Genomic DNA, 17,989 nt, shown 5'->3' with positions numbered 1-17,989 from the left:
GTGCTGGCGGCGCGGGCGGCGCCTGCCGCCCGCGCAATGCGAGGTAGCCGCCCGACAGCATGATCAGCACGATGCCCGCCAGCGCGATGCCATCGGGCGGGCGCTGGAAGACAAAGGTACTGATCAGCACGGCGAGCAGCAGTTGAAAGTAGTTGAGCGGCGCGAGCGTGGAGGCGGCAACGCGCCGGAAGGCGGCCAGCAGCAGCAACTGGGCCAGGCCGCTGCAGGCGCCACCGGCCATCATCAGCAAGAGGTCGGGCGCGCGCGGCATGACCTGCGGCAGCGTCGCCAGCGCTGGCACGCCGGTCACCACCAGGCAGATCAGCGCGGTCCAGGCGTAGAGCACCGGCCCGGCGACCACGCCGGCCAGCCGGCGCGTCAGCAGCTGGAAGGCGGCGTAGCAGACGGCCGAGACCATCATCAGCACCGTGCCGGCGAGCGGCAGGTCGCCGCCGGGCCGCACGATCAGCAGCATGCCGCCAAAGCCGGCCAGCACCGCCGCCCACTGCGCGCGTCCCACCCGTTCGCCCAGCACCGCCGGCGACAGCGCCACCATGATCAGCGGCGCTGTGAAGTAGATGGCGGTGGCCTCTGCCAGTGGCATATGCACCAGCGCCGCCATGAAGCAGCTCGCCACGATGCCAAGCGCCAGCCCGCGCACCAGCAGCAGCCACTTGCAGGGCGTGCGCCACAGCCTCAGGCCGCCTTCGCGCAGCAGCCACACCAGCGCGATGACGCTCACCGACACATAGCGGGTCAGGTTCATCATGGGCGCGGAGTGGTCGCGCAGCATCCATTTGCAGAAGGCGTCGTAGCTGGCAAACGCCACCAGCGCGCAGAAAAACAGCAGGATGCCGTCGCGGCGCGCACGCGCCGTGGTGAGCCGTAGCGAGGAGTTGACCGGGCCGGTCATCAGGCCGCAGCCTTGTTGCCGCCATGGCCGCCATGGCCGCCATGGCCGCCATGGCCGCCATGGCCGCCATGGCCGCCATGGCTGCTGGCCGGGAACTCACGCTCCAGCGCCACCATGGCGCGCTCGAACCGCGCGAACAGCTCGCCGATCTGCGCCTCGGTGATGATCAGCGGCGGGCAGAACGCAATGGTGTCGCCCATGGCGCGCACGATCAGGCCCTGCTCCTGCGCCAGCTGAGCCAGGCGCGGGCCAGCCTTCAGGGCCGGGTCGAAGGCGCGCCGCGCCGCCGGCTCCGCCGCCAGTTCGATCGCGCCCAGCAGGCCGACTCCGCGTACCTCGCCCACCAGCGCTCGCCCGGCATAGGCCTGCAGCGCTTGCTGGAAGCGGGGCGCGATGGCGTTCACATGATCCAGGATGCGGTCATCCTCATAGACGCGCAGCGTCTCCAGCGCCACCGCCGTGGTGACCGGATGGCCCGAGTAGGTGAAGCCATGGCCGAAGGTGCCGATCTTGCCGCTGTTGGCGGCAATGGCCGCATGCACCTTCTCCGACACCATCACCGCCGAGATCGGCATGTAGCCGGAGGACAGCGCCTTGGCGCAGGTGAGGATGTCGGGCCGCATGCCGTAGGTGGTGGAGCCGAACATCGCGCCGGTGCGGCCAAAGCCGCAGATCACCTCGTCGGCGATCAGCAGGATGTCATGGCGGCGCAGCACGGCCTGGATCTCGGCAAAGTAAGTGGCCGGCGGCACGATCACGCCGCCCGCGCCCATGACCGGCTCGGCGATGAAGGCGCCGATGGTGTCCGGGCCTTGCGCCTGGATCAGCGCTTCGAGCTCCTGTGCCAGGCGGCTCGCGAACGCCGCCTCGCTCTCGCCCGGCGCGCCGTAGCGGTAGTGGTGCGGGCAGCCGGCGCGCAGGATGCGGTCGATGGGCAGGTCGAAATCGCGGTGATTGGCCTGCAGGCCGCTCAGGCTCGCCGCCGCCACGGTGACGCCGTGATAGGCGTTGGTGCGCGCGATGATCTTTTTCTTGTCCGGCTTGCCGATGGCGTTGTGGTAATACCAGACCAGCTTCACGGCGGTGTCGTTGGCCTCCGAGCCGGAATTGGCGAAGAACACCTTGGACATCGGCACCGGCGCCATCGCCACCAGCTTCTCGGCCAGCATGATGGCCGCCGGGTTGGAGCGATGGTTGAACGTGTGATAGTAGGGCAGCGTGCGCATGGCCTCGACGCCGGCCTCGATCACGCGCGCATGGCTGAATCCGAGCGAGCTGCACCACAGGCCGGACATTCCCTCCAGGTAGCGCTTGCCCTGGTCGTCCTCCACATAGATGCCGTCGCCTTTGGTGATGACGAGCGGGCCGACGCCGGGGTGGGCGGCCAGGTTGGTAAACGGGTGCAGGTGGGCCGCGATATCGTCTGCGGCAAGCGCGGCGTGGGAGGGCAAGGCGACGGTCATGTCAGTGACGTCCTGTTGTCGGTATCGGGTGTGTCGGATCGCTGGGGCAGCGGCATGCCAAGGTCAAACGCGTCAATATCAATATCCCTGTGCCGGGTCGACCGCCACGGCAGGTCGCTGCCCGCGGCGCAGCTGGGCCAGATTATCCAGCGTCTGGCGCGCGATCGTCGCCGGATCGGTGCGTGCCGCCACGTGCGGCGTGACGTTGATGCGCGGATGCCGCCAGAACGGATGCCCGGATGGCAGCGGCTCGTGCTGGAAGGCATCCAGCGTGGCCGCGCCCAGCGTGCCGTCGTCCAGCGCGCGCAGCAGGTCAGCCTCGACCAGGTGGCTGCCCCGGCCTACGTTGATCAGGTGCGCGCCGCGCGGCAGGCGGGCGAACAGGTCCGCGCACAGGAAACCCTGCGTCTGCGCGGTGAGCGGCAGCAGGCAAACCAGCGCGTCGCAGCCCGCCAGGAAGGCATCCAGCCCGTCCTGGCCGTGGAAGGCTTGCACGCCCTCGGGCAGGTCCGCCTTGGGGCTGCGGCTCCAGCCGCGCACCGCATAGCCCACCGCCTGCAGCGCGCGGGCGCTGGCAATGCCCAGTGTGCCCAGTCCCGCAATGCCCACGCGGTGCCGTGACGGCGCCACGATGGGCTGCTCTTGCCACTGCCCGGCCGCCGCGCTGGCCAGATAGGCGCCCATGCTGCGCTGGTGCTGGATCACGGCCCACGTCACGTAGGCCGTCATGGTGCCGGCCATGGCGGTATCCACGATGCGGCAGACGGTTGGCCCGGGCGGCAGGTCCGGATCGCTGCGCAGGTGGTCGATGCCTGCGCCCAGCGACTGCACCAGGCGCAGCTTGGGCATGGCCGCCAGCAAGCCGGGCGGGGGCGCCCAGCAGACCGCGGCATCGATGTCGTCAAGCGCGCCCAGGTCGGGGCCCACGCGCAGGTCCAGCCCGGGCGCCGCCGCGCGGAAGGCGGGTACCAGGTACTGCATGTCGAGCACGCTGCTGAGCAGCGCCACGCAGGGGGGCTTGGTTGTCGTCATGTCCATCTTGCTGAGTGTTCCGGCCGGATTGTCGCGGTCGGTGCGGGTCATGCGTAGCCCCCGACTGCCTGCAGGCGGGACGGCTCCGCCGGCGCTGGTGCCGCTGGTCCCTCTGTGGCCTCCTGCACCCGGGCCAGGCGCGGGATGGCGTCGATCAGCTTGCGCGTGTAGGCATGCTCGGGCGCGCTCAGCACGCGGGCCGTCTCGCCGTACTCGACCACCTCGCCGCGCTGCATGACGGCGATCTTGTCGCACATCTGCGCGGCCACGCGCAGGTCGTGGGTGATGAAGACCATGGCCAGCTTGAACTGCTCGCGCACCTTGGCGAACAGCTCCAGCACCTGCGCCTGCACCGACACATCCAGCGCGGAGACGGGCTCGTCCGCCACCAGCAATTCCGGCTGCATCGCTAGCGCCCGGGCAATGCCGATGCGCTGGCGCTGCCCGCCGGAGAACTCATGCGGGTAGCGCTCGGCCGCCTCCGGCCCCAGCCCGACCAGCCCGAGCAGCTCCAGCGTGCGCGCCTGTGCCTCCTGGCGCGATACGCCCTGCGCGATGGGGCCGGCAGCAATGGCCGCACCGACCCGATGCCGGGGATTGAGCGAGGCGTAAGGGTCCTGGAACACCATCTGCAGCTTGCCGCCCGCGCGCTGCAGCAGCCCGCCGCCTTGGGACAGGTTGCGCCCGTTGATCACGATGCGGCCGCTGTCGAACGGCGCCAGGCCCACGATGCAGCGGCCCACCGTCGATTTGCCGGAGCCCGATTCACCCACCAGCCCGAGCGTTTGCCCGCGCAGCAGCTCGAAGTTCACGTTGCGCGCGGCTTGCACCTCGCGCCCGCGCCGCAGCAGGCCGCCGCCGGTGCGGTAGGTCTTGCACAGGTCCTGCACCTGCAGCACGCGGTTGACCTCCACCTGCACGGGCGGCTGGCGCAGGTGCCCGCCGGGAATGGCGCTGATCAGCTTGCGGGTATAGGAATGCTGCGGATCGGTCAGCACGCGCGCGGCCGGCCCGGCCTCGACGATGGTGCCGGTCTGCATCACCACCACCTGGTCGGCGATCTCCGACACCACGCCGAAATCGTGCGTGATGAACAGCACGGCCATGCCGCGCCGCTTTTGCAGGTCGCGGATCAGTTGCAGGATCTGCGCCTGGGTGGTCACGTCGAGCGCCGTGGTGGGCTCGTCGGCGATCAGCAGGCGCGGCTCCAGCGCCATGGCGCACGCGATCATCACGCGCTGGCGTTGCCCGCCCGACAGGCGGAAGGGGTAGCTGTCGTACAGCAGCTCCGGATCGGGCAGGCCTACATCGGCCAGCGCCGCCACGATGCGCTTGCGCTTCTCGGCCGCGCCCAGCCGCTGGTGCGCGTCGAACACCTCGGCGATCTGGTCGCCGATGCGCATGACCGGGTTGAGCGCCGTCATGGGCTCCTGGAACACCATGCCGATCTTCTGCCCGCGCAGCTCGCGCATGGCGTCGTCATCGAGCTGCAGCAGGTCCTGGCCCTCGAACAGGATGCGCCCGGCCACCGGCTCCACATGGGGCCGCGGCAGCAGGCCCATCACCGCGTTGGCGATCATGGACTTGCCGGACCCGGACTCGCCCACCACGCACAGCGTCTGGCCCGCCTCCAGCGTCAGCGAGGCTGCCTGCACCGCCAGCGCGCGGTCGCCCCCGGCAGGCAGGCGGATGCTCAGGTCCTGGATATCAAGTACCGGTGTGCTCATCGTCCGCTCCCGCCAAGGCGCGCGTTGAGCGCGTCGTTCAGGCCTTCGCCCACCATATTGAGCGCCAGTACCGTCAGCAGGATGGCCGTGCCGGGAAACACCGCCATCCACCAGGCCTGGCGCAGCACGGTGCGCGCCGAGCCCACCATATAGCCCCAGCTCATGTGGTTCGGGTCGCCCAGACCCAGGAAGCTCAGGCTGGATTCGAGCAGGATGGCGGTCGCCACCATCAGCGAGGCCATCACGACGATGGGCGAACTGGCATTGGGCAGGATCTGCGACAGGATGATGCGCGGTGTCGATTGCCCGGCCAGCTTCGCGGCCTGCACAAAGTCGCGCTGGCGCAGCGTGAGGAACTCGCTGCGCACCAGGCGCGCCACCGGCGGCCAGGACACGATGGCGATCGCCGCCACGATGGAGCCGATGGACGGCTCGAAGATCGCCACCAGCACCAGCGCCAGCGCAAAGCTCGGCACCGCCTGGAACAGCTCGGTGAAGCGCATCAGGGCCGCATCGATCCACCCGCCGAAGTAGCCGGAAATGGCGCCCAGCGTCACGCCGATCAAGAGCGAGACCACCGTGGACACCACGCCGATCAGCAGCGAGATGCGCGCGCCGTGGATCACGCCCGCCAGGATGTCGCGCCCCATGGTATCGGTGCCCATGGCAAAGCCGGGTTCCTGCATCGGCTGCAGGAACGGCTGCTGCACCATGTCCCAGGGATCATGCCCGGCCATCCACGGCCCGAACAGCGCGAGCACGGCAAAGCCCGCCAGTACCACCATGCCGAGCACGGCCGCCTTGTTGCGGCAGAACCGCCGCCAGAAAGTGTTTTTCATTGCATCTCGATCCGCGGGTCGACCAGCGTGTAGACAAAGTCGGTCAACAGGTTGAACAACACGGCCATGGCCGCGGTGACCAGGAAGCAGCCCAGCAGCAGGTTGTAGTCACGCTGCAGCAGGGCGTCGAACATCAGGCGGCCAATGCCGGGCCAGGCGAACACCGTCTCGGTCAGCACCGCGCCGCCGATCATGCCGCCGGCCTGGATGCCGGCCAGCGTCACCACCGGCAGCAAGGCGTTGCGCAGGATGTGGGCGCGCTGGATGCGCCCGGGCCGCACACCCTTGGCGCGCGCGGTCTTGACGAAATCCATCTGCGCCACCTCCAGCATCGAGGCCCGCGTCATGCGCGCATACACCGCCATGTAGAACAGCGCCAGCGTGAGCGCGGGCAGCACCAGGTGCGTGGCGATGTCGAACACCAGCGCCAGGCCATGCAGGTCCGCCCCCACGGTGAAGTAGCCAAAGCCAGGCAGCCAGTCGAGCTTGACCGAGAACAGCAGCACCGCCATCATCGCCAGCCAGTACAAGGGCGTTGCGTAGAACACCAGGGCGAACAGGGTGATGGCGTTGTCCACCCAGCTCCCCGCGCGCCGGCTTGCCCACGCCCCCAGCACCACGCCGAACAGCACGGAGAGCAGGAAGGCGCTGCCGGTCAGGATCAGCGTGGCCGGCAGGCGCTGCAGGATCAGGTCCAGCACCGGCTGCTGCTGGCGGTAGGAGTAGCCCAGGTCCAGGTGCACCACGTGCCCGAGATACGTGGCAAGCTGCTCCGGCACCGGCTTGTCCAGCCCGAACTGCGTGCGCAACTGCGCCACGAACTGCGGGTCGGAGGCCCCGGCCTCGCCAGCCATCACCGAGACAGGGTCTCCCGGCGCGGCCCGGATCAGCAGGAAGTTGACGGTCGCGATGACCAGGATCGCGATCACGCCCTGTACCACCCGGCCTAGCATGCGCTGCGTACGACTCATGGCTTCGCCCCAGAGATAAAGATGACTGCCATCACGCCAGCCAGGCGCGGCCGATGCCGTCGTTCAGGCCAATGCCGGAACTGATGGGATTGTTGATGCGGCTGCGATACAGCGTGGGGAAGTTGAGCTCGTGCAGCCACACCACCGGCATCTCGTCGACCAGGATCTTCTGCACTTCCTGGTAGATCGCTGCGCGCTTGACGGGGTCGATCTCGCGCGCGCCAGCCTGGAACAATTCGTCGACCTTGGCGTTGCGATAGCCTTCCACATTGTTGAAGGGCGAGCCCTGCGCGATGTTTTCCGAGGTGTAGTTGCGCGCCACGCCCAGCGCCGGGTCGCCATACTGGTAGACGTAGGTAAAGGCCAGGTCGTAGTCCCATTTGTTCAGCCGCTCGCCCCAGCCCGCCACGTCGGTTGGCGTCATCTCGATCTTCACGCCGGCCTGCTGCAGGTTCTGCCGAACGATCTCGGCCGAGCGGGTCCAGGTTTCACCGTAGGGCAGGGGCAGCAGGCGCAGGGTTTCGCCCTTGTAGCCGGATTCGCTCAGCAGCTGCTTGGCGCGGGCCAGGTCGCGCGGATACTTGGCCACGTCGGTGCTGGCGTACTTGATATGGCTGTTGAAGGGGCCGGTGGCGCTCTTGGCATAGCCTTGCCATGCCACCTTGGCGATCGCGTCGCGGTCGATGGCAAAGGCCAGCGCCTGGCGGAACTTGATGTTGTCCATCGGCGCCTTGCGGTTGTTGACCCACAGCCACGAGTGCGGCGCGAAGAATTCCCAGCCCTTGGTGGTGACCTGCACGCCGGGCAGCTTGCTCAGGCGCGCCACGTCGAAGTACTCCACCGCGCCGCCGGGCACCAGGTCGACCTTGCCGGACTCGAACGCCGCGGCGCGCGCCGACGCATCGGGGATCACGTGGAAGTACACGCTGTCCACCAGCGGCACGTCGGGCTGGTGATACGCATCGTTGCGCACCAGCTGGATGTACGAGCCGCGCACCCATTCCTTGAACTTCAGCGGGCCGGTGCCGATGGGCTTGGCATTGGCCGGGTTGGTCAGGAAATCCGTGCCCTCGTAGATGTGCTTGGGCACCATGGGCATGGTGCCCACTTCGAAGATGCCGAGAAACGGGCTGAACGGGTACTTCAGCTTGAACTCCACCGTGAGCGGGTCCACGGCGCGGATGCTCTCCACCGCCGCCAGGTTGGCGCGCAGCCGGGCGTGGGTCTTGCGCAGGAACACGTCGGCGGAGAACACCACGTCGGCCGCGGTAAACGGCTTGCCGTCATGCCAGGTGACCTTGGGCTTGAGCTTGAACGTGTACACGGTGCCGGCCGGGTTCACCGTCCAAGAGGTCGCCAGCGCCGGCTGCGGTTCCAGCTTTTCGTCGTAGCGCAGCAGGCCCTCGTAGATGTTGCCGGAGATCAGCTGGGTGGGGCCGTTCTGGGTAATGCCGATCATCAGGCCGGAAGGCTCAGGCTGGACGAGCGCGTTGATCACGCCGCCCTTCTTGCCGGCCGCGAGGACGTGCAAAGGCACACCGGCGAGCGACAGCCCGGTGGTGGCAACACCCATTTTGATCAGTTGGCGACGATTCATTGCGGAACTCTCCTGGGGGCTAGGGATGGGTAACTGGCAAGACGGAACTGGCAATACGGCATGGCGAAAGCGTGCAGGGCGTGCAGGGCGTGCAGGGCGTGCAGGGCGCTAGTCGCGGAACGACGTGGCAGCGGCCGGCTCCAGCCGCTCCCGCAAGGCGCGCCATTCCCGCGCGTACGGATCGGCCGCGCCGGGCAGGCGGTTGGTGTCGCCGCTCTCGTACTGGCGCGCGGTCTTCTCGCAAATGGCTGGCGGCACCGGATTGACCGGCTGTCCGCTGGACTGGATCGCCACCTGCACGCGGCAGGCGCGCTCCAGGTTGTGCATCAGGATGAAGGCCTCCGCCACGCTGCGGCCCAGCGTGACCAGTCCGTGATTGCGCAGGATCAGCGCGCGCTTGTCCGGGCCGAGATCGGCCACCAGGCGCACGCGCTCCTCATGGTCCAGCGCAATGCCTTCGAAGTCGTGGTACGACACGCGTTCATGGAATTGCAGCGCCCACTGGTTGGAGGGCTGCAGGCCACAGGCCAGCGACGATACGGCCACGCCCGCCACGGTATGCGTATGCAGCACGCAGACCGCGTCATGCCGGGCGGCATGCACGGCGCTGTGGATGGTGAAGCCGGCCGGGTTCACGTCTTGTCCCGGCGGCCCGCTGATGATGTTGCCGTCCAGGTCGATGCACACCAGCGAAGACGCGGTGATATCCCGGAACAGCATCCCGAACGGGTTGATCAGGAAGCGGTCCTCGGTGCCCGGCACCCGGGCCGAGATATGGGTGTAGATGCTGTCGTCCATGCCGTACAGGGCGACCAGGCGGTATGCGGCGGCGAGATCCTCACGCACCCGTTGCTCGGCCTCGGAGATGGCGGGAACCAGGCGGGAAGAGACGTTGTTGCCCATGTTTGTGTTTCCTTGGATTGGCGGTCAGATCACTGTAGGTCGATGGTCAGCTGTCGACAGTTGGCACTTATACCGATTACGCAAAGTTCAGGCCACGTGTTCAATTTGCAGCTGGCTATGTTGCGGTGCGATGCACAAGGCATTGATTTTCAAGGGAATATGGGCCCGCTCTGGCATGGATGGCAGGCCGCTGGCCGGCTTTCGGTGGCATGCCGGGGAATGGTGCTATGCGCAAAAAATGGGCACCGGCGGCTGGGTTTCGGGATTGGCGAGCGGGAATGGGGCGCGGCGCACGGTTTGGTGGCGTGCAGAAAATCCAGCGTCGGGATAGGAGGCCGGGATGTCCGCGTGTCTCTTTTGACACATGGCGAGCGAGCGTGGCCTGTCAGGCTCGCGGGACGCAGAAGCGCCGCCGGCGGAAATACAAGAAGGGTTGCGGGCCAAGCGATGCCAAGATGCACGCACAGCGGCGCTGCGAATACGCGCAGCTGGTTGGATCTATTGCTTGACTCCTTGCGGAATAAGCTTATGATGCGTCCAATTGCTGCGTTGCAGCAAAACGATGATGCCGCTCACGGAACCTTCTTCGACAGCGTTGGATCATCTCCAGGAGACTACTTCATGGCACATCCCACCCAAGCCCAATTCTTCGGCGTCCAGCAAGCTAACCTGGACCTGTTCCTCGCCTTGGTCGGCCCCCTGGCCCGTGGCGCGGAAAAAATCAGCGCGCTGAACATGCAGGCCGTCAAGACCAGCCTGGCGGATACCACGAACTACGTCCGCGAATCCAGCCAGCAGCCGGTTGGCGCCGGCATGTCCGGCCTCAAGCCGGAAATGGCCAACGGGTTTGCCCAGAAGATGAACGCCTATGCCGGCCACATGAACGAGATCTTCGCCAGCACCGGCGCCGAGTTCGCGCAGGAAGCCCAGCGCCAGATGAGCACCTACGCCGCGCAGGCGCAGGAAGCCATGGCGTCGTTCGGCCAGAACCTCATGTCGAACGCCGGTGGCGCGTTCCCGGCTGCCGGCGCAAGCGCGCCGAGCTGGGTGGCGGCCTACGAAACGGCCATGAAGCCGATGCGCGACGCCTTCGAGAAGGTCATGCCCGCCACGGCTGCCAAGTAAGGCCAGGTCAGGCAACACCGCTAGCCCCTGTCAAGAAAAAGCCAGTAGAAAAAACTGCGCCCATGTGGCTGGCCGATCGGTCAAGGCGCTGGTAAGGACGGGTTCGCCGGCATTATTCGAAGCCCCTTTTTTGCACAAGCAAGGAAGGGGCTTTTTCACGTCCCAACGGCATTGGGACGGCGTTCCCCTTTGGCTTTTTCAGTACGGCCTAGACCACCTGGAAATAGCCTTCGTAGGCCTGCAGATGTCGTCTGGGGCCTAGCTCCTCGGCTGTGGACTGATAGTCCGCTGCATTACGCAGGAAGCCTGCGATAGCGCCAGGCGTTGGGGCGACCGCCTCAAAGGCTTTCGTCTTGATAAGGTTTTCGTATTCAGCTGCGCGCGGCATCAAAGTACCCTCAGCGTAGGGCCTTGTGCAATCTGGGCCATGATGGGGTCAGACTCTACCAGAGCAGCCCATTCAGCAGGCTCGTACAAAGAGAAGTTGACGGGGCGCAGCAGACCTTGTTCGGCCTTGTGCAAGGCCTCGGATAGCTCGAGGAGAGGGAGGCTGCCGACAACAATCAGATCGATGTCGCTCTGGCCACCGTCGGTGCGCTTGGCCACGGAGCCAAACACGAACGCTGAGGTGATGTGGTCGGCAAAAGGTGCAAGGGCTTCTTTCAGCGGCTCCACAACGGCAAATGATTTGCGCGCGATACTAAGCAATTCTGGGTAGAGGGTGAATTCGGTATTCGCCCGGATGCTTCGTTGCCGGCCTCGTCGGGCGTCTTCCCGAAGTACGCCGGCGGTGACCAGGCGGTCCACCTGCTTTTGAGCGCTTCCGCGCCCACTGTCCGCCAGACGCAGCAGTTCCTGCAGCGTGAAACTGCGGTCAGGCTGAAGCAGTGTGGCTCCGAGCACTCGCTGCAAGCCCGGTGTGAAGAGAAAGTCGGCAAGGCTCACGGTGAATCCTCTAAATAGGGATAAGTATCCTTATTATAGGGATTGCTTGATGAATCCTCAATAGAGGGATATATATCCCCGTTTTGGGGATTAAGTATCGTAGTCAGCCGACAAGCCTGGCGGTGCCGACACCGCCGATGTGTTCACCGAAGTCTCGCGCCGCATCGACCAATGGCTCTGGATGGCCGAGGCGCATCTCGCCGAGGCCTGAGCCAAGCCTGCGTCAGCCAGCGGGTGATGCCAGGAGAACGGCCTCCACGCGCTGGCGCAGCACCGGCAGCAAGTCCCGCGCAAACCAGTCGTTGTGCTTGAACCAGCCCTGGTTGCGCGGCGATGGGTGCGGCAGCGGAATAAAGCGCGGCCCATGCGCGCGAAAGCCGGCCACGGTAGGCGTCACGCCACGGCGCGCCGCCGCTCCCAGGAAACGCCGCTGCGCATACTGCCCGACCAGCAAGGTCAGCTCGATCTCCGGCAGGCACGCCAGCAGCGCATCCATCCACAATGGCGCGCACTCCTTGCGCGGCGGCAGGTCGCCGCTGGCGCCACGGCCCGGATAGCACAGGCCCATCGGGATGATGGCAATGCGCGTGGCATCGTAGAACACCGTCTTGTCCACGCCCATCCACGCACGCAGCCGGTCACCGCTGGGGTCGTCCCAAGGAATGCCGCTGGCGTGCACGCGCGTGCCGGGCGCCTGGCCGACAATCAGGATGCGCGCCGTGGCGGCGGCTTGTACCACCGGGCGGGGACCAAGCGGGAGGTGCGCTTCACAAAGACGGCAGGCACGGACCTGGGTCAGCAGGGTGTCGAGGCCGGTCTTGTCCTCGTCGCCTGCGGCGCAGGCAGCGACGGGCAGGGCGTGTTTCATGGCAGGCTGCGGACCGGGTCAGTGGTATCGACCGGTTCGTCGACAACCCGCTTCAGCGCGTCCGGAAGAGATATGTTCATTGCCATTGTGCCCATGGCGCCCAGTGTAGGCACTTTGGCAATGTTCCCCAAGCCAGGCGATCGAGCGCGTGATGCGCCAGGAAGGCAGTTTGCCGGTTGTGGATTTTCAGGCGCTTTGCCAGGTGGACCGCACCGAAGCACGGCCACCTGCATTACCGTTTCCAATCCGCTTCCAATCAGAAGCGGTGACGCATGCCCACGCCAAAGCTGTCGCCGTGCGACTGGTCGCTCAGCTTGTCATAGAAGTACGCGGCATACACGTCGGTGCGCTTGGACAGGTTGTAGTCGTAAGCGAGGCCGGCCGTGTTGCGCTTGAAGTCCGCGACACTGTTCTTGGTCTTGTCGTACGCATAGGAGACCAGCACGTTGCCGTTGCCCACCGGGATCGAAGCGCCAACCTGGCCGTTGGTGTGCTTGAGGTCGCCGGTGGCGTTGTTGACGTCGCTCTTGATGTACTGGCCCTGCGCGAACAGCTTGACCACCTTGAAGTCGTAGCTCACGCCGACCTGCACGGCGTTCTGCTTGTCGAAGCCGGCCAGCGCCGTGGGCGCGGTCACGTCTCCCGGGGTGCTGTTGAACTTGACCTGCTGGAAGGCGACGGTGGCGCCGAAGTTGCCGTTGAAGTAGAGCACGTTGCCGCCCCACTTGTTCTTGCCGACACTGCCTGCCTGCTCGCCGAACGAGTAGATCGCGTTGGCGCTCAGGCCGCCAAAGATCGGCGTGGAGTACACCAGCGAGTTGCTCCAGCCCGAGTCGCCGATGATGCCCGGGTCATAGACGCGGCCATTGCTGGCCGAGAAGTAGGTGTGGAAGATCGCCGGCGAGAACACATAGGAGTCCACCAGCGGGTTGAACAGGATGGTCGAGATGAAGTAGGGCGTGGTGTTGCGCCCGAGCTTCACCGTGCCAAGCGTCGCGCTCTGCAGGCCGACAAAGGCGTTGCGGGTGAACAGCGCGTCGCCGTCGAAGCGGCCTTGCTTGCCGGTGTCCGGGCGCAGGAAGCCGTTCAGGTCGAAGATCGCCTTCAGGCCGGTGCCAAGATCCTCGGTGCCCTTGATGCCGAAGTACGAGGTTTGCATGCCGCCGCTGTTGACGCCGTAGGCGCGGTCCGCGCCGCCGGCTTTGGTGGCGCCGACATAGGCATCAACCATCCCGTAAAGCGTGACGCTGGATTGCGCCATGGCGTTGCCGCAGATCAAGGCTGCTGCCATGACCGCCAGTTTCACGACCGGCTTGAAATTGTGTTGCATAAAGACGACCTCCGTGGTTGACCCGTTTTCTATCGTTGCTGGCTCTGTCGCATTCACTGGGCACGACAACACCCCTCCGGGGGGGCAAGCCCCGGCTATCTAAAAAAGCGTGCTCTTGGAATGGGAATGGCAGGCGCGGGATGGCGCCGGCACACTAGCGCTGCTGGCTCATGCTTGCTGCCAACTCACGTGCGCAGTGAAAGGCGATGCTGGCCACGGCGACGTCGTTGCCCGCCAGCGCCCGGGCATGGGCATGGGCATCGACGGCAGCTTCCACCTTTGCGAGGATGGCGGGATCGTTGATTCTCATCTTGCTTTCGTGGGTATCCGGGCCAGCCCGGTAATGTTGCTTGGCATGACTGCGATGGATGCAGTTTGCGGCAAATCGATTGCATACAACCAGCACTTATTTCTTCTCATGGCGCACGCAATTTGTGTGCGCTCGCTGTTGCATGTGCCGGCTCGCCATGCAAGTCCCGGCCACGCATCAGGCGGCCTCGGCCAACGGCTGGTGCAGGCCGGTCAGCGCGGCCTTCAGGTGCTCGGCAAATGCCGCCGCCGCGGGCGGCAGGCTGCGGCCCTTGCGGGCCCCCAGCACCAGCCGCCCGCCGCACAGCTCGGGGTCGGACAGCGGCACGGCAATCAGCGTGCCCTGGCGCGTCTCGCGCAGCGTGCCAGCCTGGAACTGGAAGCAGATCGCGCCGGTCTGGCGCGCAAAGCTCTTCAGCATCTCCACCGTGGTGGCTTCCAGCATCACCCGCAGCGACAAGCGGTTGCGCGCGCAGATCGCCTCGATCAGCCGCCGGCTGCCAAAGCTCTCTGGCCCGAGGGCCACGGGATAGGGCTGGCAGTCGGATAAACGCAACGTGCGCCGGCTCGCCAGCGGATGGTCCGGGCGCATCATCGCGCAGAAGGGCTGCGCGGACACCGCCAACTCGTGCAGGAAGGTGGTCGGGGGCGGGTCGTGCGCCAGCAGCAGGTCGGCCTCGTCCTCCTTGAGCGCGGCCAGCAGGTCGCCCGAGTTGCCCACCGCCACGCGAAACTGCACGCCGCGGTGGGTGGACTGGTAGCGGCCGATGACTTCAGGCAGGAAATCGGTGGCGACGGACTCGACCGTCGCCATGCGCACGGTGCCCCGCACCAGCCCGCGCAGCTGCTCCATCTGCGCGGCGGCCGAATCCAGGTCCGCAAGGCTGCGGCGCACGGTAGCGATCAACACCTCGCCAGCGGCGGTCAGCCGCACGCCGCGGGGCAGGCGCTCGAACAGCGCCGTGCCGATCTCCTGCTCCACCTCCAGAATCTTCCGGTTGAGCGCGGTGGAGGCAACGTGGAGTTGCTCGGCGGCCTTGCGGATAGACCCAACGCGGGCCACGGCGTCAAGATAGAGATAAAGGCGGGGCGGGTGGAGCATGGCGGGGGGCGCTCAGGCGCTAGTGAGAACGATCCGCTCTCACTAGCAAGGATCGTGCGCGCGCCGACGCTACGCGGGCAGCCCGGTTCCGGTGACAGGACCAACGCCAACGTCTGGGCCGCCGTGGCGGGGCAAGGCGACCTGGCAGTAGAGCTGGCGCAGCGCGCCCAGCGCCGACGCCCGGTCCTGCTCCGTGGCATCGCCCAGCATGAGGCCGGCGGCGTGCGGGGCCACCGACATCACAAAGCGCAGGCGTTCGAGCCGGGCCGCTTCAAACGCGGTCAGCCAGGCACGCGGGCTGGTCTCGCCGCCGGCCAGCGAAGTGGCAATCAGCTCGGCGGCGCTGCAGGCATCCTCGATGGCCTGCGCCACGCCCTGGCCAAGCGGTGGCGCCATGGCATGGGCGCTGTCGCCCAGGTACATCACCTGCGCTTGCGGCTCGGCAAAGCGGATGCCGCACGCCTGCATGCGGTACCAGCAGATGGCATCCCCATTGGCGCAGAGCGCATCGATCAGCCAGCCTGCCTGCGGCCCCGGCCTGGCGTGCGCGGGCGTGTAGGCGGCGCGCAGCGCCTGCGGGCCAATGCCCGCGTGAAGCGTGTTGTCGCCGGGGGCCGGCGGCAGGCTGCCGGCGATATTGATCTGCCCGTGCGGCAAGCGGAAGGCCAGCAGGCGGTTAGGGCCGTTGCACCATTGCTCGTAATCGTCGATCCGGCCGGCGCCGGCGTCCGGCACCAGGAGGCGGAACAGCAGAGCCCCAAGCTGGTGCATTCGGGGCTGGCTGTCAAACGCGCTGCGGGTGGGCGAGTCACGGCCATCGGCCGCGATCAGCAGGTCGATGTCGTCAAGCCGGTGTCGCTGGCCATGCTGTTCCCAGACGACGTAGCTGCGTGCCGGATCCTGCCGGCTGGCGCCGCACGCCAGCAGCTTGCAACGGTAACGCACGGTGTTGCCGGCGGCCTGGCGCAGCACGCGGTACAGCGTGTCGCGCAGGATGCGCACGCCGCCATGGTCCGCCACGCGCGTGAGCGGCAGGTCCAGCAGCACCTCGCCGCTGCACAGCGACACGCGCCAGTGATCCCAGGGCAGGCCGGCCTCGCCGATGGCGCTGGCCAGCAGCGGGTCGCGCATGTGCAAGGCCTTGATGGCGTTGGGGCCGATCACCAGCCCGGCGCTAGCGCGGTCATCCGGTGCAACCTGCTCCAGGCAGGTGACTTCCAGCCCGGCTTGCATGGCCAGCGCGCGGGCCATGATGCTGCCGGCCACGCCGGCGCCGACGATGACAATGCGTTTGGTGGGGATCGTGGGGACCCTGGGCGTCATGAGCGTCATGGGCGCCAGTTTGCGCAAAAGGACTGCACGCAACCAGCACCGAATTGGTCTCATGGCGAGCGCGCATTGTGTGCGCTCGGCGCGGAGAAGCCATCAGCCAGAAACCGCCCCCGCCGAGACTGCTCCCGGCTTAAGGCACGACCGACAAGAACAAGTACGCCGCCAGGATGACCAGGTGCACCACGCCCTGCAGCATGGTGGTGCGGCCCGAGTGCAGCGTGAGCGTGCTGACCAGCAAGGTCAGTGCAAGCAGCACGGTTTCCGTCGCGCCCAGGCCCAGCGTCAGCGGCTTGCCAACCGCGATGAAGACCGCGGCCACGGTGGGGATGGTCAGCCCGATGCTGGCCAGCGCCGAGCCCAGCGCCAGGTTCATGCTGGTCTGCAGGCGGTCGGCACGCGCAGCGCGCAGCGCGGCCAGCCCCTCGGGCAACAGCACCAGCGCGGCAATCACGATGCCAACCACGGCCGGCGGGGCGCCGGCACTCGCTACCGCCGCTTCCACCGTGGGTGAAAGCAGCTTGGCCAGGCCGACCACCGCCACCAGGCACACCAGCAGCATGCCGCCGCTGGCAAGCGCGATCTTCGCGGGCGGGGGCGGGGCATGGACGCTTTCGTCGGAGGTGCCTTCCACCAGGAAGTAGTCCCGATGGCGCACGGTTTGCACAAAGACAAAGCTGCCATAGAGCACCAGCGAGGCAATGCCCGCAAAGGCCAGCTGCGACTGCGACAGCATCGGCCCGGGGATCGCGCTGGTGTAGTTGGGCAACACCATGGTGAGCACGGCAAGCGCGGCCAGCACGGCCAGCGCGGCGGTGGCGCCCGGCGCCTGGAAAGCCTGCTCGCGATGGCGCAGGCCACCCACCAGCAGGCAGATCCCCACGATGCCGTTGCACACCAGCATGGCCGCGGCAAACACGGTGTCGCGCGCCAGCCCGGCCTTTTCGGGGCCCGCGGACAGCATCACCGAGACGATCAGCGCCACTTCGATCACGGTCACGGCAATTGCCAGCACCAGCGTGCCAAAGGGCTCGCCCACTTTATGCGCGACCACCTCGGCATGGTGCACCGCTGCAAATACCGAGCCCGCCAGGGCCAGGCCGGCCAGCACCAGCAGCAGCGCCTGGCCGGGCACTGCCATGCCTGCCCCGAGGATGGCCCAGGCTGCCAGCGGCAGCCATAAGGTCCAGGCAGGCAATTTATTCGACGTCAACGGCATCCGTTCTCCCTTTTATGTTCAATGAAATGTGTGGATTCAGCTTGGTAGTGATGGGCAAAGCACGTCAGGACTGACGGGAAAGTGCCGTCCTCGGCGGGCTTGCTGGCTGTTTTCCCCTTGGCGTCCTATTGTGGTTCAGCTTGGGGGGCGGCAATCCGCTCTGGCGGCAACTCGCATGTAAGGCAGTCGCACCGGGGATTCAGTTCCATGGAATTCGCTTAAATTGAATGGAATTGATGTCTTGTTTGCTGGAATTGCCCGTGATTTCGCGTTTTTTTCTGTGATCCGGAACCCCTGCGCGCCATGCGCCGTGAACC

Annotated in this window: 16 protein-coding genes; 1 reads left to right on the top strand and 15 read right to left on the bottom strand. The window is 66.7% G+C overall.

What is annotated here, in order from left to right; genetic code table 11:
• The 8 genes from AC1RWI_RS26955 to AC1RWI_RS26920 all read right to left on the bottom strand — a co-directional run.
• A partial coding sequence (locus AC1RWI_RS26955; RefSeq protein ID WP_492869835.1) for a DMT family transporter occupies positions 1-913 on the bottom strand: 913 nt, incomplete at its 3' end.
• Positions 913-2,376, bottom strand: coding sequence for an aspartate aminotransferase family protein (locus tag AC1RWI_RS26950; protein ID WP_492869834.1), 1,464 nt, complete (start codon positions 2,374-2,376; stop codon positions 913-915). The genes AC1RWI_RS26955 and AC1RWI_RS26950, both read right to left, overlap by 1 nt.
• 78 nt (positions 2,377-2,454) lie before the next feature.
• Positions 2,455-3,459 (bottom strand): 2-hydroxyacid dehydrogenase, encoded by a 1,005-nt coding sequence (locus AC1RWI_RS26945; protein WP_330218539.1) that lies wholly within the window; start codon positions 3,457-3,459, stop codon positions 2,455-2,457.
• Complete coding sequence (locus AC1RWI_RS26940) at positions 3,456-5,135, bottom strand: dipeptide ABC transporter ATP-binding protein (RefSeq protein ID WP_082055124.1); 1,680 nt, start codon at positions 5,133-5,135, stop codon at positions 3,456-3,458. Before AC1RWI_RS26940 ends, AC1RWI_RS26945 begins: the two co-directional genes overlap by 4 nt.
• Positions 5,132-5,974 carry an ABC transporter permease gene (locus tag AC1RWI_RS26935; protein ID WP_043354629.1) on the bottom strand — a complete coding sequence of 281 codons (843 nt, stop codon included), beginning with the start codon at positions 5,972-5,974 and terminating at the stop codon, positions 5,132-5,134. Before AC1RWI_RS26935 ends, AC1RWI_RS26940 begins: the two co-directional genes overlap by 4 nt.
• On the bottom strand, positions 5,971-6,945 hold the full coding sequence (locus AC1RWI_RS26930; protein WP_043354633.1) for an ABC transporter permease: 975 nt from the start codon (positions 6,943-6,945) through the stop codon (positions 5,971-5,973). Before AC1RWI_RS26930 ends, AC1RWI_RS26935 begins: the two co-directional genes overlap by 4 nt.
• Positions 6,946-6,976: 31 nt before the next feature.
• On the bottom strand, positions 6,977-8,542 hold the full coding sequence (locus tag AC1RWI_RS26925; RefSeq protein ID WP_043354635.1) for an ABC transporter substrate-binding protein: 1,566 nt from the start codon (positions 8,540-8,542) through the stop codon (positions 6,977-6,979).
• Positions 8,543-8,650: 108 nt separating this feature from the next.
• On the bottom strand, positions 8,651-9,445 hold the full coding sequence (locus AC1RWI_RS26920; protein WP_043354637.1) for a class II aldolase/adducin family protein: 795 nt from the start codon (positions 9,443-9,445) through the stop codon (positions 8,651-8,653).
• 621 nt (positions 9,446-10,066) lie between these two features.
• On the opposite strand from AC1RWI_RS26920, the gene phaP reads away from it, so the two are divergent.
• Positions 10,067-10,570: a TIGR01841 family phasin gene (gene phaP, locus AC1RWI_RS26915; protein ID WP_492869833.1), complete on the top strand. Its 504-nt coding sequence runs from the start codon at positions 10,067-10,069 to the stop codon at positions 10,568-10,570.
• Between the two features lie 387 nt (positions 10,571-10,957).
• Here the strand turns inward: phaP and AC1RWI_RS26910 are convergent, their stop codons facing one another.
• The 7 genes from AC1RWI_RS26910 to AC1RWI_RS26880 form a co-directional block, all read right to left on the bottom strand.
• Positions 10,958-11,515, bottom strand: a complete 558-nt coding sequence (locus AC1RWI_RS26910; protein WP_492869832.1) for a nucleotidyltransferase domain-containing protein — start codon at positions 11,513-11,515, stop codon at positions 10,958-10,960.
• Positions 11,516-11,738: 223 nt separating this feature from the next.
• A complete protein-coding gene (locus AC1RWI_RS26905) occupies positions 11,739-12,383 on the bottom strand; it encodes a uracil-DNA glycosylase family protein (protein WP_492869831.1) in 645 nt (214 codons plus the stop codon).
• 256 nt (positions 12,384-12,639) lie between these two features.
• Positions 12,640-13,713 (bottom strand): porin, encoded by a 1,074-nt coding sequence (locus AC1RWI_RS26900; protein ID WP_043354640.1) that lies wholly within the window; start codon positions 13,711-13,713, stop codon positions 12,640-12,642.
• A 154-nt stretch (positions 13,714-13,867) separates the two neighbouring features.
• A complete protein-coding gene (locus tag AC1RWI_RS26895; protein ID WP_158408321.1) occupies positions 13,868-14,023 on the bottom strand; it encodes a hypothetical protein in 156 nt (51 codons plus the stop codon).
• 177 nt (positions 14,024-14,200) lie between these two features.
• Positions 14,201-15,124, bottom strand: a complete 924-nt coding sequence (locus AC1RWI_RS26890) for a LysR family transcriptional regulator (protein ID WP_043354642.1) — start codon at positions 15,122-15,124, stop codon at positions 14,201-14,203.
• Positions 15,125-15,193: 69 nt separating this feature from the next.
• Entirely contained in the window at positions 15,194-16,456 is a 1,263-nt protein-coding gene (locus AC1RWI_RS26885) for an FAD-dependent oxidoreductase (RefSeq protein ID WP_492869830.1), read from the bottom strand.
• Between the two features lie 130 nt (positions 16,457-16,586).
• Positions 16,587-17,672 carry a calcium:cation antiporter gene (locus AC1RWI_RS26880; RefSeq protein WP_043354645.1) on the bottom strand — a complete coding sequence of 362 codons (1,086 nt, stop codon included), beginning with the start codon at positions 17,670-17,672 and terminating at the stop codon, positions 16,587-16,589.
• Positions 17,673-17,989 lie beyond the last annotated feature (317 nt).

Source organism: Cupriavidus sp. MPR-AND1C (assembly GCF_058809705.1).
This window is presented reverse-complemented; position numbering and strand designations above follow the sequence as displayed.